General features: G+C 68.0%; 12 protein-coding genes. 4 read left to right on the forward strand and 8 right to left on the reverse strand.

Annotated elements, in window-relative coordinates:
• Positions 1-33 precede the first annotated feature (33 nt).
• From AC3WRI_RS00805 to AC3WRI_RS00815, 3 genes are all read right to left on the reverse strand, one after another.
• Positions 34-1,437 carry a DUF2345 domain-containing protein gene (locus AC3WRI_RS00805; protein ID WP_492292334.1) on the reverse strand — a complete coding sequence of 468 codons (1,404 nt, stop codon included), beginning with the start codon at positions 1,435-1,437 and terminating at the stop codon, positions 34-36.
• Entirely contained in the window at positions 1,391-2,986 is a 1,596-nt protein-coding gene (locus AC3WRI_RS00810) for a type VI secretion system Vgr family protein (RefSeq protein WP_492292336.1), read from the reverse strand. The genes AC3WRI_RS00805 and AC3WRI_RS00810 overlap by 47 nt, the downstream gene beginning before the upstream one ends.
• A gap of 497 nt (positions 2,987-3,483) precedes the next feature.
• Positions 3,484-5,682, reverse strand: a complete 2,199-nt coding sequence (locus AC3WRI_RS00815) for a TonB-dependent receptor family protein (protein ID WP_492292338.1) — start codon at positions 5,680-5,682, stop codon at positions 3,484-3,486.
• A gap of 314 nt (positions 5,683-5,996) precedes the next feature.
• On the opposite strand from AC3WRI_RS00815, the gene AC3WRI_RS00820 reads away from it, so the two are divergent.
• A complete protein-coding gene (locus AC3WRI_RS00820; RefSeq protein ID WP_010811027.1) occupies positions 5,997-6,617 on the forward strand; it encodes a flavodoxin family protein in 621 nt (206 codons plus the stop codon).
• Between the two features lie 73 nt (positions 6,618-6,690).
• Here AC3WRI_RS00820 and AC3WRI_RS00825 read toward each other — a convergent pair whose 3' ends face one another.
• Positions 6,691-6,888 carry a hypothetical protein gene (locus AC3WRI_RS00825; protein WP_081050138.1) on the reverse strand — a complete coding sequence of 66 codons (198 nt, stop codon included), beginning with the start codon at positions 6,886-6,888 and terminating at the stop codon, positions 6,691-6,693.
• Here AC3WRI_RS00825 and AC3WRI_RS00830 point away from each other — a divergent pair.
• Positions 6,856-7,548 (forward strand): MFS transporter, encoded by a 693-nt coding sequence (locus tag AC3WRI_RS00830; protein WP_081225831.1) that lies wholly within the window; start codon positions 6,856-6,858, stop codon positions 7,546-7,548. The two genes, AC3WRI_RS00825 and AC3WRI_RS00830, sit on opposite strands and share 33 nt — an antisense overlap.
• A 10-nt stretch (positions 7,549-7,558) precedes the next feature.
• On the opposite strand, the gene AC3WRI_RS00835 is transcribed toward AC3WRI_RS00830, so the two are convergent.
• Positions 7,559-8,380 (reverse strand): HpcH/HpaI aldolase/citrate lyase family protein, encoded by an 822-nt coding sequence (locus tag AC3WRI_RS00835; protein WP_439672089.1) that lies wholly within the window; start codon positions 8,378-8,380, stop codon positions 7,559-7,561.
• 11 nt (positions 8,381-8,391) lie between these two features.
• Positions 8,392-9,564 carry a CaiB/BaiF CoA transferase family protein gene (locus AC3WRI_RS00840; RefSeq protein WP_492292340.1) on the reverse strand — a complete coding sequence of 391 codons (1,173 nt, stop codon included), beginning with the start codon at positions 9,562-9,564 and terminating at the stop codon, positions 8,392-8,394.
• Between the two features lie 125 nt (positions 9,565-9,689).
• On the opposite strand from AC3WRI_RS00840, the gene AC3WRI_RS00845 reads away from it, so the two are divergent.
• Both AC3WRI_RS00845 and AC3WRI_RS00850 read left to right on the forward strand, forming a co-directional pair.
• Positions 9,690-10,667, forward strand: coding sequence for a LysR substrate-binding domain-containing protein (locus tag AC3WRI_RS00845; RefSeq protein ID WP_011617654.1), 978 nt, complete (start codon positions 9,690-9,692; stop codon positions 10,665-10,667).
• Between the two features lie 107 nt (positions 10,668-10,774).
• Positions 10,775-11,758 carry a Bug family tripartite tricarboxylate transporter substrate binding protein gene (locus tag AC3WRI_RS00850; RefSeq protein WP_011617655.1) on the forward strand — a complete coding sequence of 328 codons (984 nt, stop codon included), beginning with the start codon at positions 10,775-10,777 and terminating at the stop codon, positions 11,756-11,758.
• Positions 11,759-11,767: 9 nt separating this feature from the next.
• Here AC3WRI_RS00850 and AC3WRI_RS00855 read toward each other — a convergent pair whose 3' ends face one another.
• Both AC3WRI_RS00855 and AC3WRI_RS00860 read right to left on the reverse strand, forming a co-directional pair.
• Complete coding sequence (locus AC3WRI_RS00855; protein WP_454749941.1) at positions 11,768-13,165, reverse strand: ABC transporter permease; 1,398 nt, start codon at positions 13,163-13,165, stop codon at positions 11,768-11,770.
• Positions 13,162-13,905: a DUF3526 domain-containing protein gene (locus AC3WRI_RS00860; protein WP_492292341.1), complete on the reverse strand. Its 744-nt coding sequence runs from the start codon at positions 13,903-13,905 to the stop codon at positions 13,162-13,164. Before AC3WRI_RS00860 ends, AC3WRI_RS00855 begins: the two co-directional genes overlap by 4 nt.
• Positions 13,906-13,997: the final 92 nt, after the last annotated feature.

Consider the following 13,997-nt stretch of genomic DNA (forward strand, 5'->3'; position numbering starts at 1 on the left):
TCAAGGATTGTTCGTATTCTTGGCTCGATGTGCTCAGACAAAGCCGGGCACGCGCATCGTGGTCTGCGTGGGATGCGGGCTGGCCTTGGCAAGCGTCGGCGTGCCTGCGGTTGGCATGGCCTCGCCCAGCAGGCTCTGCGCACCGGACAGGCCCAGGCCAACCAAGCCGGCAGGACCGGCCTTGACCGCGCCGGCCACTTGTTGCGCCAGTTGCAGTGCCTGGGTGGCCTGTCCAGCGGCTGCCAGCACCTGGCTTGCCATGGCGCCGGCGGCGGTGCCGACAGCAATGCCTGAAGCCTGCGTCAGCGCGCCTGCGCCGTCGGCCGATGCGCCGGCCGGCGGCCAGGTTGGCTTGGCGACATAGCTGCCCTCGGCCCAGGTATCGGTCGGGTCCTTACCAAAGCTGACCCTGGCCGGGCCCGGTGCGATGCCGCTAACCGCCGCGAAGCCCTTGGTGTCGAGCTTGCCAGTGGTGACCTTGCCCAAGGCGTCCTCGACCGTGAAGTCGCCACCATCGATACCCAAGCGGTTGGCGTAGTGATTGAACAGTTCGAGATTGCCCTTGCCGGGCTTGGGCGGCTCGGGGAACTGCGCGACATACTTCTGCGCACTGGTGAAGGTATAGCTGGCCGCGTGGATGGTGTATGGGCCGCTCGTCTTGTGGGTGATGCCGCCCGCGTTGTAGATGGTGGCGCTGCCACCGCCCGCCACCACCAGTTCCTCCTTGGCCGACAGCGTGATGCGGTTGGCCGTGGCCGTGACGTTCAGCTTCGCCAGCAGGTTGATGCTGTCCTGCAGCGCGCGCAGGTCGATGTCGCCCCCGGCGGCGACCAGCCGCCAGCCCATGCTCTGGATGAAGATGCGCACGCCCCGGCTTACGCTCGCCAGCAGGCGCTGCCCGATGGCGAGGCTCGTGTGCCCGGCGCTGGTGAAGGCCAGGTGCTCTCCAGCGGCGAAGTGGGTCGAGCGCGCGGTACTGGCCTCGATGCCGGCCGGGCTAGCCAGTACCAGGTGGGGCACGGCCAGTTCTGGGAAGTCGCCGGTCTCGGCGTTGGCGGTACCATTGCCCCGGATGTCGTCGTTCTGCGCCTTGATGATCTTCGCGACCTCGGCTTGGTCGGTGCACTCTTGCGCGTCGTGTTCCTGCGCCAGTTCCGCCAGCGTCTCCTGCTGGTCACGCGCCACCGTGAGGCGCTGCACCGTCTCGCCCATGTCCTTGTGGTGGGCACTGGCGTTGGCGCGGGGCTCGGTGGTAAACAGCATGCCATTGGCACGCACCACGCCCTGCGCGTCGGAGCGCAGCTCGAAGCCTTCGCCACGCTTGTCCTTGCGGCCACTGCCGCGGATGATGCGAGTGAGGAAGCCCAGCCCCAGCCACGAGGTCTGGTGGTCACTCTGCAGCTGGGTCTGGATCTGTCCTTCGCTGGCGTCCTGCAAAGGTATTGGTGCGATTCCCGTGCACCTCCTTGCTGACGAAGCCCGACAGCGCGTGGAACTCCGGTAGCGGCCACTGCGGCATGTTCAGCTTGTTGGGCACGCTGCCGGTCACGATAGGGCAATCCGGATCGCCGTTCAGGTGCTCGACCATCACCTCCTGACCGATGCGCGGCACGTGCACGGCGCCGAAACGCTCGCCCTGCCAGGACGAGGCCACCCGCACCCAGCATGAGCTATTGGCGTCGCGCTTGCCTTGCCGGTCCCAGTGCAGCTGAATACGGATGCGCCCGTACTCATCGGTCCACGTTTCCTGGCCCTCTGGACCGACCACGGTGGCGGTCTGCGGCCCGTGGGCGCGCGGCTTGGGCTGGGTGCGCTCGGGGCGGAACAGTTCGTTGGACGGCTGGGCGGTGAATGCCACCTCGCAGCGCCACGGCTGGCTGCCGCCCGACGCTTCCGGTACGTCCTCGATCAGCAGGTGCGTGCCGAGAATGATGTATTCGCGGTTGGCCTTGGGCTGGATGAAGTTCGCCAGCGTGAAGGTGCAGCCGGGCACCATGGCGCGCACATTCCCGCGCCCGCTGGCGCGGCTGCCATGCTGGCGCAGCGCTTCCATGCGCTGCCGGGCCACCTGGTCGCCTTCCTTCCACGGGTCGTTGCCGGTGGCCGGCTGGCTGTGGTCGCCAGGGAACTCGTAGATTTCCTGGCCGGCGTGCGCGGTGTCGAGTGGATCAGCAGCGCGTACCGTCAAGTCGGCCCGCGTCTTGACGAAATCGTAGTCGGAACTGGTCCACTGGCCCGACACCAGCCGGTCGTGCAGCTCGAACTCATGGAGGTGTTCCTCGTCGATGCGGTCGGACGAGCGTGCCCAGCGGATCGAATGGTAGGCGGAGCTGGCAAACGGGGCAAAGGCGCCGTTGCCGTCGGTCAGCACCAGCCGGTGCTTGCCCTCGCTGTGTTCGATGTGCCAGGAAATCCCCCATTCTTGAGTGAGGCGCTGGAAGAAGTCGAAATCGCTCTCGCCATACTGGACCTGGTATTCGCGTTTGGGGTAGCGCGCCACGTCCAGGCGCCGCTCGACCGGGAAGGTATAGTCCGAGAGCAGCGTGTCGAGGATTTCGACGGCGCTTTGCTGCTGGAAAATGCGGAAGTCCTTGGTCAGTATCGCCAGCCACAGCCAGGGGCGCAGGGTGAGGCGGTAGACAATCTGGTGACCGACTGCAATGGGGCCTCGCACATCGGTGACCATGCCCGTGATTTCTCGCGTGCCCGCGCCGACACCGCCCGCCATTCCGGTGCCCATGCCGTCGAGCTGAATCGTGACGGTCAGCTCCTGGCCGCGCAGCGCCTTCGTATCGAGGTCCGCCGCCGGGCCGAACAGCGCTTGGCGGTCGTCCGGCGTCTTCAGCTCCAACTCGTATTCGAACAGTTCGCACAGGCGCTCGGTGCCAGACAGCTTGGAAAGCACCAACGCGGGCTGCCCCATCAATTCGGGCAGGCCATTGCCCTTGACAGTGACGGTACGAGAGGAAAGCGATCGGCTGCCCATGCAAACACGATCCGTGAGAATGGATTGGTGACTGCCACAGGCAGCCAATGGCTAGCTATTTTGCGGGGCGATCGCTGCGCCCGCACTTGATGCGCATCAATACGCCTTTTATATGGAAGTGGAGTCCAGCCGGATATCGGACGTTTCCTATAAATGAATGCGATCTATTTAAATCAGAATTAAAAAAAATCTGAGTTTTCAGGCGGGATTTTCGTTGGCTGGTATGAGCGGACAGGCCGGCGCGCGTGAGTCTCCCGCGATACCATGACGATTTCTTGCAATGGAGGTTACGCGGTCAGTGTGTGCCACCAGCGCGCCTGCGTCGTACTTGGCGTCGCTGGCGAGCGAGTTGTCGATGGTGGTGAGAGCATAGGGGGGAGCACACCAACGGTGTGCCGGAACCAGTGGCATTAGCCCGCTCTGAGGGATACAGGACAGCTTTGCCAGCCTGACGGCATAGAGTCCTGATCCGCAGGCTGACCGCTATCCGGCGCGCCTCAAAGGGCAGCGCGCAGCCCCAGGAAGAAGCGCCGCCCCGGCGCGGGTTCGAAATACCGCCCGTTGGCCTCGTTGACGATCACCGAGCCGATATAGCGCCGGTCGGTGAGGTTGTCGATGCGGCCGAAGACATAGAGCCGGGTCGGGCCGATGCGGAATTCATAGCCGGCGCGCAGGTTGAACACCGCATAGCCTGGCGCGGCCTGCGTGTTGAGATCATCGGCGTAGACGCGGCTGTCCACGCGCATCTCTGCCCCCAGCGTCAGCGGCGCAGCCGGCCGCCATGACAAGTCCGCGCCCAGGCTGTGGCGCGCGGTGCCGGGCAGGCGCTTGCCGGCCGCCACGGTCTGGCCCTGCGCGTTGACGAAGCTGTCGCCGAAGTAAGCATCGAGCCAGGTATAGGCCAGTCCTGCCTCGATACGGCTGCCGCCGCCCTTGCCCGGCGTGCCCACCTCACCGAGAAAGCCGCCGCGCCAGCCCAGTTCGAAGCCGCGCCGGTGCACGCCGCTGACATTCTGGTAGACGGTGCGCCCGGCATTGTTCGATTGGGGCACCACCTCGTCGTGGCTGTCGGCATCAAACAGCGCCGCCTCCAGCCGCTGCCCCGCCGCCTGCCACTTGATGCCGATCTCGCCCTGGCGGCTGGTGGAGGCCTGCAGCCCCAGGTTGCTGCCTACGCCGCCGGGTCCGTAGGCGACTTCAGTCAGCGTCGGGGTCTCGAAGCCGCGGCCGAGGTTGGCGTAGACGTTGAGCGAATCGAGCGCGTGCCACACCACGCCAAGCACGGGGCTGACGTTGCTGTAGGTCGCGCTGCCACTGTCATCGGGGCTGGCCGCATTGATGAAGTGGTCGTCAATGCCAAGCCGCACCCGGCTGGCGCGCACGCCGCCCACCAGTTGCCAGGCCGGGTGGAAGGTCCAGTCGAACTGTGCAAAGGCGCCGAGGTCGGTCGCGGTATTGGTCTCGTCGCGGCGCAGCGCACCCTGCGTGCCGTTCTGGTTGACGTAGCCGTTGCGGCCATCGCGCATGCCGTTGGCTTCGAGCCCGGCGCTCCACAGCAGCGGCAGGCCGGCGGCGGTGGCGGTGCGCCGGCTCCATGACAGCGCGGCGCCGCCGTAGGTGCGGTCCAGGTCGACGATGCCGCCGGCCGAATTCGGCGCGGCTCCGCTGAAGCCCAGCCGCTGGTACAGGTTGCGCGTGCCGCCGTACAGGCGTGCCGACACGCTGTCGGTCCCGGTCAGCTGGTGGTCCACCACCACGCCGGCCTGGGTCTGCTCGACGTTCTTGCCGGTATCGAACTGGGTCGCCGCGGACACCGCCTGGCGCGGATTGGCATCAGCCTGCGCGCGCGTGAGCCCCAGCGGGTCCTGCGCCAGCGGCTGGTTGAAATAGTTGAACTGGCCGGTCACGCGCGTGCCGCTCGCCGGCTGCGCCACTACCTTGGCATTGAGCTGGTAGCGGCGCGCCGCGCTGTGGTCGCGGTAGCCGTCGGTCTGGTAGGTCCAGGCGTCGAGCGAGCCGCCGAGCCGGTCGTTGCCGCCGGCCAGCGCGATGCCCGCCTGCCACTGGCCATCGGAGCCGAAGCCCGTCGACGCGCGCCCGCTGAAGCCATCCCTGGGCGGATCGGGCGTGAACACCTGCACCACGCCGCCCGACGCATTGCCATACATCTGCGCAAACGGGCCGCGCAGCACCTCGACGCGGCTGGCGTTGGCAAGGTCGGCAGTGGAAGCCTGGCCCTGCCCGTCCGGCATGGTGGCCGGGATGCCGTCGACATACAGGCGCACGCCGCGCACGCCGAAGGTGGAGCGCGTGCCAAAGCCACGCACCGCCAGTTGCAGGTCCTGCGAGTAGTTCTGCCGGTCGCGCACCGCCACGCCCGGCACGCCGGCCAGCACCTCGGACAGGTTCACCAGCGGCGTGGCGCTGCGCAGCGGATCGACCGGCACGCTGTCCACCGCCGCCGGCGCGTCAAAGCGGCGCTGCTCGCTGCGGGTGGCGCTGACCACCACGTCGGGCAGCGTTTCGGCGGTGGCGGCGGCCACTGCCGTGCCGGGCGGGTCGGCGGCACGCGCGCCGGCGCTGGCCAGGACCAGCGCGGCGAACGCCAGCGCGGAGCGGTTCGCGAACGGGATGCGGGGGATACCGGAACGGCGCTGCTGCCGGACCGCCAAAATCTGCCTGCCGCCTGGTTTCATGGGGATCGGAAGCGGTTGCGGGTTCTGGCGCGGAGGATGGAGGCGCCGGGCACAGGTGAATGTGTCGCAACTTTATCGTGTCCACAGCACTATTGCCACGCGCTTGGCCGCGGGGAAAACCCGCGGAGGAGATGGAGCCGGCACCGGATTCCGGTTGTTCAGAAAAATTCAACAACTGATTGCATGGACGCTCACGCAGTCCGCCCCACGGCTCCCTACACTGCTTTCACCACCCGCCGCAACCGCACCAGTCCATCACGCGATGCAGCATAAGGGTATTCAGATTTTCGCTACTACCAAGGGGATCCACCATCATGACCACCGCACAAACCCGCGTCGCCATCGTCTACCACAGCGGCTACGGCCACACCGCCAAGCAGGCCCAGGCCGTTGCGCGCGGCGCCGGCAATGTCGCAGGCACTGAAAGCCTGCTGATCCCGGTCGAGGACATCGACCAGCACTGGGACACGCTGGAACAGGTGGACGCCATCATATTCGGCGCGCCGACCTACATGGGCAGCGCCTCGGCACAGTTCAAGGGCTTTATGGACGCCACCTCGCGCAATGTCTTTGCCAAGGGCGGCAAGTGGGCCAACAAGGTCGCGGCCGGCTTCACCAACGCGGCTTCGCGCTCCGGCGACAAGCTGGCCACGCTGCAGCAGATCGCGATCTTTGCGGCGCAGCACGGCATGCACTGGGTCAACCTGGGCCTGCCCCCGGGCCACAACAACTCCAAGTCGACCGAGGACTCGCTGAACCGCCACGGCTTCTTCCTGGGCGCCGCCGCACAGTCCAACGCCGATGAAAGCGCCGACGTGGTGCCGCCGCTGGCCGACCTGCGCACCGCCGAGCACCTGGGTGCCCGCGTGGCCGAAGTGGCGCAGCAACTGGTCGCGGGCCGGCGCGCGCTGGCGGAACTGAAAGAAGCTGCCTGATCCGGTCGCACCCAGACACATCGGCCCCACATGGGGCCGATTTTCTTTTCCGGGCAGTCGCGAGCCTGGGCGCTCAGTACAAGACTTCCAGCTCGTCGAACAACTCGCTGTCCTTCTGCGCCGCCGAGCGCGCGCGGCGCCGGATTTCCTGCAGCAGGCAGTCGGTGAAGCACTGCGCCGCGGGGCTGCGCACCGCGTTATGGCGCGTGATGATGCCGAGCCGGCTGGTCTCGTCCTGGTGATCCCGCTCGGTCTCTATATCCGCCGCCACCTGGAAGAAACCGCCGAAGCGCCGGCCGCCGGCGCGCCGGGCCATGAACGCGCAGGCCTGACTGAAATCTTCCGTGGGCACGGCCGCGTGGTGGTGGCCGGCGTGCTGGTGACGATCGGCGGCACCTCCGCCACCTATATCGTGCTGCACTACATGACCAGCTACGCGGTGACGGTACTGAAGATCCCGCTCGGGCTCAGCATGGCCGCCGGCTGCGTCGCCGCACTGGTGCAGGTGGCCCTGTCTGCGTATGCCGGCAGGCTGTCCGACCGCATCGGCCGCAAGCCCGCCATCCTGTGGTCGCGCGTGGCGATGCTGGTGCTGGTCTACCCCGCCTTCCTGCTGCTCAACGCGCGGCCGTCGCTCGGCACGCTGCTGGCCGTGGTCGCGATGCTGGCCCTGCCGCTGGTGCTGAACGTCGTGCCGTCCGTGGTGCTGATCACCGAGCTGTTCCCGCGCCGCATTCGCGCGAGCGGGCTGTCGGTGGTCTATTGCATCGGCGTGCTGGTGTTCGGCGGCTTCGCGCAGCTGATCGCCACCTGGCTGATCGAACTGACCGGCAATGCCAGCGCCCCTGCGCTATATGTGATCGGCTGCGGCCTGATTTCGCTGGTCGGGCTGGCGATGGCGCCGGAGACGGCGGGCAAGCGGCTGGACTGACTGTGGCAGACTACCCACCGGACAAGATCCGGCGCGCGCGCTCCAGCACCGGGCGGTCCACCATCTTGCCGTCCACCGCCACCGCGGCGCCATCGGCAGCGGCAGCCGCGGCCATGACGCGCCCGGCCCAGTGCCGTTCATCGGCCGACGGCGCCAGGCCGTCGTGCACGCCGCAGACCTGGCCCGGGTGGATCAGCAGCTTGGCGCCAAAGCCGAAGGCCCGGGCGCGGCGCGTTTCCGCGGCAAGTGCGGCGTCATTGCCGATTGCGGTGCAAACGCCATCCACGGGCGCGGGCAAACCCGCCGCGCGGGAATGAAGCACCAGCCGGCTGCGAAAGTAGTGCAACGCTTCACCGTCGTCCTGCACGTCGAGATCGAACATCAGGTCGATGCTGCCGAACAGCAGCCGGACCACGCCGCCAGCACGGGCCAGCTCGCGTAAGCCGGCGAAGCCGGCGGCGTTCTCGACCAGCGGGAAACAGCGCACACCGGGCAATGCCGCAGCCAGTGCTTGAGCGCCGGCCGGGTCGGCCTTCGGCAGCACTATTTCCGAGACACCCTGTGCGCGGCACCAGGCGAGATCGTCTTCGTAGTACGCGGTATCGGCGCCGTTGATGCGCACCAGCATGGCGACGCCGGCTGCCGCTGCCTGCTGGCCCAGCGCCGCCCATGGGGCGCCAAGCCCGTCGCGGGCCTGCCCCTTGTCGGCGGGCGCGACCGCATCCTCGAAATCGACAATGACGGCATCGGCGCCGGAGCCGATCGCCTTGGCGATGCGCTCCGGGCGCGAGGCCGGGACAAACAGGTAGCTGCGAGGATTGGCGATCGGCATGGCTGCTCCTTTCAGACTGCGCCGGCCGAGCGCAACGCGGCAATCTGCGCCGCGGTCTGGCCCAGTTCGGCCAGGATGGCATCGGTGCTCGCGCCGAGCGACGGAATCGGGTCCATGCGTGCCTCGGTCATGCCCGGCGGCAGCAACGCCGGCACCGGACCCACCGGCGTGTCGACCTGGCGCCAGCGCTGGCGCGCCGCCAGCTGGGGGTGGTCCCAAACGTCAGCGATGGTATTGACCCGCGCATTGGCAATCCTGGCGGCCTCCAGCCGGTCGACCACTTCGGTGGCGGTCAGGCCCGAGAAGCTGTTGACGATGCGCGCGCGCAGCGCGGCGCGGTTCTGGTTGCGCAGGCTGTTGCTGGCAAAGTCGGGATGCGTGGCGAGATCGGGTTCGCCCAGCACCGCCTCGCAGAACACGACCCACTCGCGCTCGTTCTGCAGTCCAAGCATCACGGTCTTGCCATCTCCGGTCGGAAACGGGCCATAGGGATAGATGGTGGCATGTGCCGCGCCCGCGCGCGGCGGCGGCTCGGCGCCATCGAAGGCGTAGTAGAGCGGGAAGCCCATCCACTCCACCATCGATTCCAGCATCGAGATATCGATGCGCTTGCCGCGCCCGGTCTTGCCGCGTTCCAGCAGCGCGGCCAGGATATTGGTATAGGCGTACATGCCGGCCGCAATATCGGCCACCGAGGCACCTGCCTTGACGCCGTCGTCCGGCGTGCCGGTCACGGAGACAAAGCCGGACTCGCTCTGGACCAGCAGGTCGTAGGCCTTCTTGTCGCGGTACGGGCCGTCGCTGCCATAGCCCGAGATATCGCACACGATCAGGCGCGGGTACTTTTCGCTCAGGCTGTCGAAGTCCAGGCCCAGGCGCGCGGCCGCGCCGGGCGCGAGGTTCTGCACCAGCACGTCCGCGCGTTCGAGCAGTCCGGCCAGCACGGGGGCGGCCGCGGCGTGCTTGATGTCGAGCGTGAGGCTCTCCTTGGAGCGGTTGGTCCAGACGAAGTGCGAAGACAAGCCGCGCACGCGCGTGTCGTAGGCGCGGGCAAAGTCGCCGCTGCCAGGCCGCTCGATCTTGATGATGCGCGCGCCCAGGTCCGCCAGCTGGCGGGTGCAGAACGGGGCCGCGATCGCCTGCTCCAGGGAAACGACGGTGATGCCTTCGAGGGGATGGGGCATGGTGGTATCCGGTTTTGCGCAATGTCCTGACGGCAATCTACCGGAGCGGGCCGCACCTGGGAAATACCGATTGCCGAGGGGATCATAAGTAAAATGAATACTTTGGAATTCTCCCGGAGCCTGCCATGGACCTGCGCGCCATGCGCTATTTCATCGCCATCGTCGACCAGGGCAGCCTGACGCGGGCAGCCGAAGTGGTCTGCGTGGCGCAGCCCGCACTCAGCCAGCAGCTGGCGGCGCTGGAAAAAGAGCTGGGCGTGCCGCTGGTCCATCGCGGCGCCAAGGGCGTCAAACCCACCGAAGCCGGCCGCACACTCTATCGCCACGCCCGCAATATCCTGCGGCAGGTGGAGATCGCCGGCGCCGAGGCCCGGGTGGCCGGCACGGATGTTACCGGCATGGTTGCCATCGGCCTGCCCACCACGGCGGCAGCGGCATTCGGCATGCCGCTGATCCGCGCGGTGCGCGCCCGCTATCCGCAAATCCGGCTGCAGCTGTTCGAGAGCATGAGCGGTTATATCTCGGAGCTGCTGGACCACAACCGGCTGGACTTCGCCATCCTGTTCCGCGATGTGCCGTCGCGCGCGGTGGAACTGGAGCGGCTGGCAAGCGAATCGCTATACCTGGTCGGGACGCTTCCCGTGACGCGCGGGCGCGCAAAGGCGCAAGCGAAGCCTCGGGCGCTGGCCGGTGCGGAAGGCGCTACGGTCGCGATCAAGGCACTGGGCGAGCTGCCACTCGTGCTGCCAAGCGGCTCGCAGGGCCTGCGTGAAGTGGTCGAGCTTGCCTTCGCGCAGGCCGGCGTGTCGCTGAACGTGGTGGCCGACCTGGATTCGCTGCCCTTCCTGCTGGCGACCGCGCGCGAGGGCCTGGCCTGCACCATCCTGCCCGCGTCGTCGCTGTCCGACGCGGACAGCGAAGTGCCGCGGCACCTGATCGTGCCGGAACTGCGCCGCACGCTGTCGCTGTGCTGGCCACGCGCGCTGCCGCGCACCAGCGCGGCCGAGGCCGTGGCGGAGATGCTGCGTGAGCTGGTGGCCGAGCGCATTGCGGCGGGCGGGTCGCTCAAGCCGCTCATTTCGCCGCCTGCGGCCGATCAATAAAACTTATGCCCGTAGTCGGCGATTGAATTTCACGCCGGCGCGGCAGTCGGCTAGAGTTGCCACCAGCCTGGGCCGGCATTCACGGCCCCGCAATTCCAGGAGACACCATGCAACGCACCCGCCGCGCCCTGGCAGCCGCCGCTGCCCTGGCCGCATGCCTGCCGCTGTTCAGCGCCAGAGCCCTCGCCGCCGCCCCCTATCCGTCCAAGCCCATCCAGATGATCGTGCCGCAGGCACCGGGCGGCACCAACGACATCGTCGCGCGACTGGTCGCCGCGACCCTGTCGCAACGGCTCGGCCAGCAGGTGGTGGTGGAAAACCGCCCGGGCGCCGGCGGCAATATCGGCACCCAGGCAGCGGCCCGCGCCACGCCGGACGGCTACACGCTGCTGATGACCATCAGCAGCACGCAGGCCATCAACCCGTCGCTGTACCGCAGCATTCCGTTCGACCCGGTCAAGGATTTCGAGCCGATCGCCCCGGTGGCAAGCGTGCCGAACGTGCTGGTGGCCAATCCCGCCTTCCCCGCCAAGTCGCTGCCCGAATTGATCGCGATGGCCAAGGCCAGGCCGGACTACTACCGCTATGCCTCCGCCGGCAATGGCACGCTGAACCACCTGCTGGGCGAGATGCTCAACAGCATGGCCGGCATCAAGCTCGAACATGTGCCCTACAAGGGCGTCGCGCCGGCGCTGAACGATGTGCTGGGCAACCAGGTGCCGCTGGCCTTCGCCAGCCTGCCGTCGGTGCTGGCCCATATCAAGGCGGGCAAGGTGCGCGCGCTCGGCGTCAGCTCCGCCAAGCGCTCGCCGTTCGCGCCGGACATTCCCGCGATCAACGAAACCGTGCCCGGGTATAGCGGCGACCTCTGGGTCGGCCTGTTCGCGGTCAAGAATACGCCGAAGGACGTGACCCAAAAGCTCGGCCAGGCCATGCAGGAGATCCTGGCGGACAAGACCCTGCGCGACAAGCTGGCGGCACAGGGCGCCGAAGTGATGACGGGCACGCCGCAGCAGTTCAGCAAGATGCTGGCGTCCGACATGGACAAGTGGGCCCGCATCGTGAAGGCATCGGGCGCGCAGGTGGACTGAGCGCGGCGTTCAAGGGCGCGCCAACCGCGCCCGGAACACCACGAGCAAGCCTAGCATTGCCGCTGCCAGCCCAAATTGCTGCAGCCCGCCAATCCCCACCTTCCCGCGCTCCCCTTCAATCCACTCGAACCGCGGCGCATTCCGATACTCGTCCGTCGACACGCCACGATAGCCCATGATGCGCGGGACGAAGTACGCGCGCCACTGCGCTTCGAAGCGGTCTACCCGTGCCATGAAGCTGGCGTACCGCGGCGCGTCACTGCCTGCCAGCCGGTCGGCAGCAAGCAGCAGCGACAGTGGCGGCGACAACCAGCCCCATCGTTCCGCCTGCTCGAAACGCAGCGCGCGCGCCTGGTCGAACGCGGACACGACCGGCCGGATATGCGCTGCCTGCTCGAGGTAGCGCGGCATGAAGCTGACCGGCCATGCGTGCTGTCGTGCCGTGGCCGGGGCCCACTGCGGATTAGCCTGATACCACTCGTCCACCAGGGCCGACATCCTGGCTTCCGCGCTCTGCTGCGCCGCGCGGATCTGGACGATTGCCGCCAGCCGTGACGGCATCGGCATCGTGCGATCCGCCAGCGCCGCGACCATCGCAGGCGTGCCGAAGGTGGCGATGACCCACAGGCCAAGCCCGGCCAGCACCGCCGTGGCGCCGGAACCGGGCAGCAGGTTGAGCGCACCGCTGGCCGCACTCCAGAACGCGATGAACGCCGTCACGCAGAACAGCCATGCGAGATACGCCGACAGCGTTGCTGCGGGGTCCAGCACGAATGCCAGCGTGGAAGCGAGCACTGCAATCAGCCAGACGGCGCCCGCCCGAACCGCGATGGCGGCGAACAGCACACGCCCGCCGGCCGCACCCTGAGCCATCAACATCCGCCACGTGCCATGTTCGCGCTCGCCCTGGACCATGCCTGCGCACAGGCACACCAGCATGAGCGGCGCCAGCAGCGCGATCGCCGTCGCCAGGTCGAAGGTGCCATAGCGCTGCAACAGCGGGTTGGCCAGCCGCTCCTCGTTGCGCGCGTCGGTGTGGCGGCTCTCGACAGTGACGCGAACCGACGGCGGCAGCAGGTCCAGCACGCTGCTCGCCAGCGCCAACCCGCCACCTGGCGGCAGCTGCGCCACCGGGGCTTCCGACCTGGCGAACCGGAATGCCGCCATGGCGGCCTGCTCCGGCGATGCCGGCGATGCCTTGGCCTGGGCAAGGCGCAACGCCGCCTGCCCGTTTGCTTCCAGCTGCTGCAGCTTCTCATGCCATGCGCGCGCACTGAGACCCGATGCCAGCGCGCACGCGCACAGGGCGGCAGCAAACAGCAGCAGCGCCCAACGGGCACTGCCCGCCGCGCAGAAGCGGCGGCATTGCGCGGCAAGCGCCTGCCTGGTCTGTCTTATGGGGTTCATGGCTGTATCCTGCGAAGAGAGAAGAACAGGCCGGCCACGGCCAGCCCGCACCACCAGAACATGATCGCGATCTCCGGCAACGCTGCCCGCAGCGCGAACAGCGCCGGCGGCATGGTGTAGGCAAAGGGCCGGATTGCGCGCCAAAGCGCAGCGCCTGCGTACCTGGCATCGAACGAAGTCATGCCGCGCGTGTGGCTGGCATCCCATTCATCGATGGCCGTGTTGACGCTGCGCCGATAGCGCTCCGCGGCGGCCTCGTAGTCGCGCTGGTGCGAGAGATCCGTTCCCGCCATCTTCATGGCGAAGTTGCGGATCGCCAGCGTGGGGCTCAGCAGCGCGGCGGCGCGCATGACGTTCTCCTGCGCCGCATAGCGCTGCCACAGCGCATCGAAATGCAGTGCATGGACCCGGTCGGCGTAGGCGTCGCGCTCCAGCCGCCGCAGCGGCGCCGCGCCCACGGGCAGGTCCTCGAGGCGCGTGACGCCATAGCGCGACAGCAGCGCCGCGTCATGGCGTTCGGTGCGGGCCGCCAGGTTGCCGTCGCCCGGCAATCCCTCCGTGAAGTCGCGCTGGATCGCCGCCCAGAACGCTTGCGCCGACGGCAGCGGCACGGCATGCCGCGCAACCGCCGCGCCAATGCCCGGGATCACGAAGACAAAGGCCAGCCACAGGCCCACCAGCACGAACAACGCGCTCCTGCCGTCGGCCAGCCAGGCCGACACCGCCAGGCCCAGTCCCACCAGAATCGCGGTGTATAGCAGATAGGCGGCACCCAGGCCCGCTGCCCGCCACCAGACCGCACCATCCAGCGTGCCGCCTATCTGCTATACAC

This window comes from Cupriavidus sp. FW305-27 (assembly GCF_058787995.1).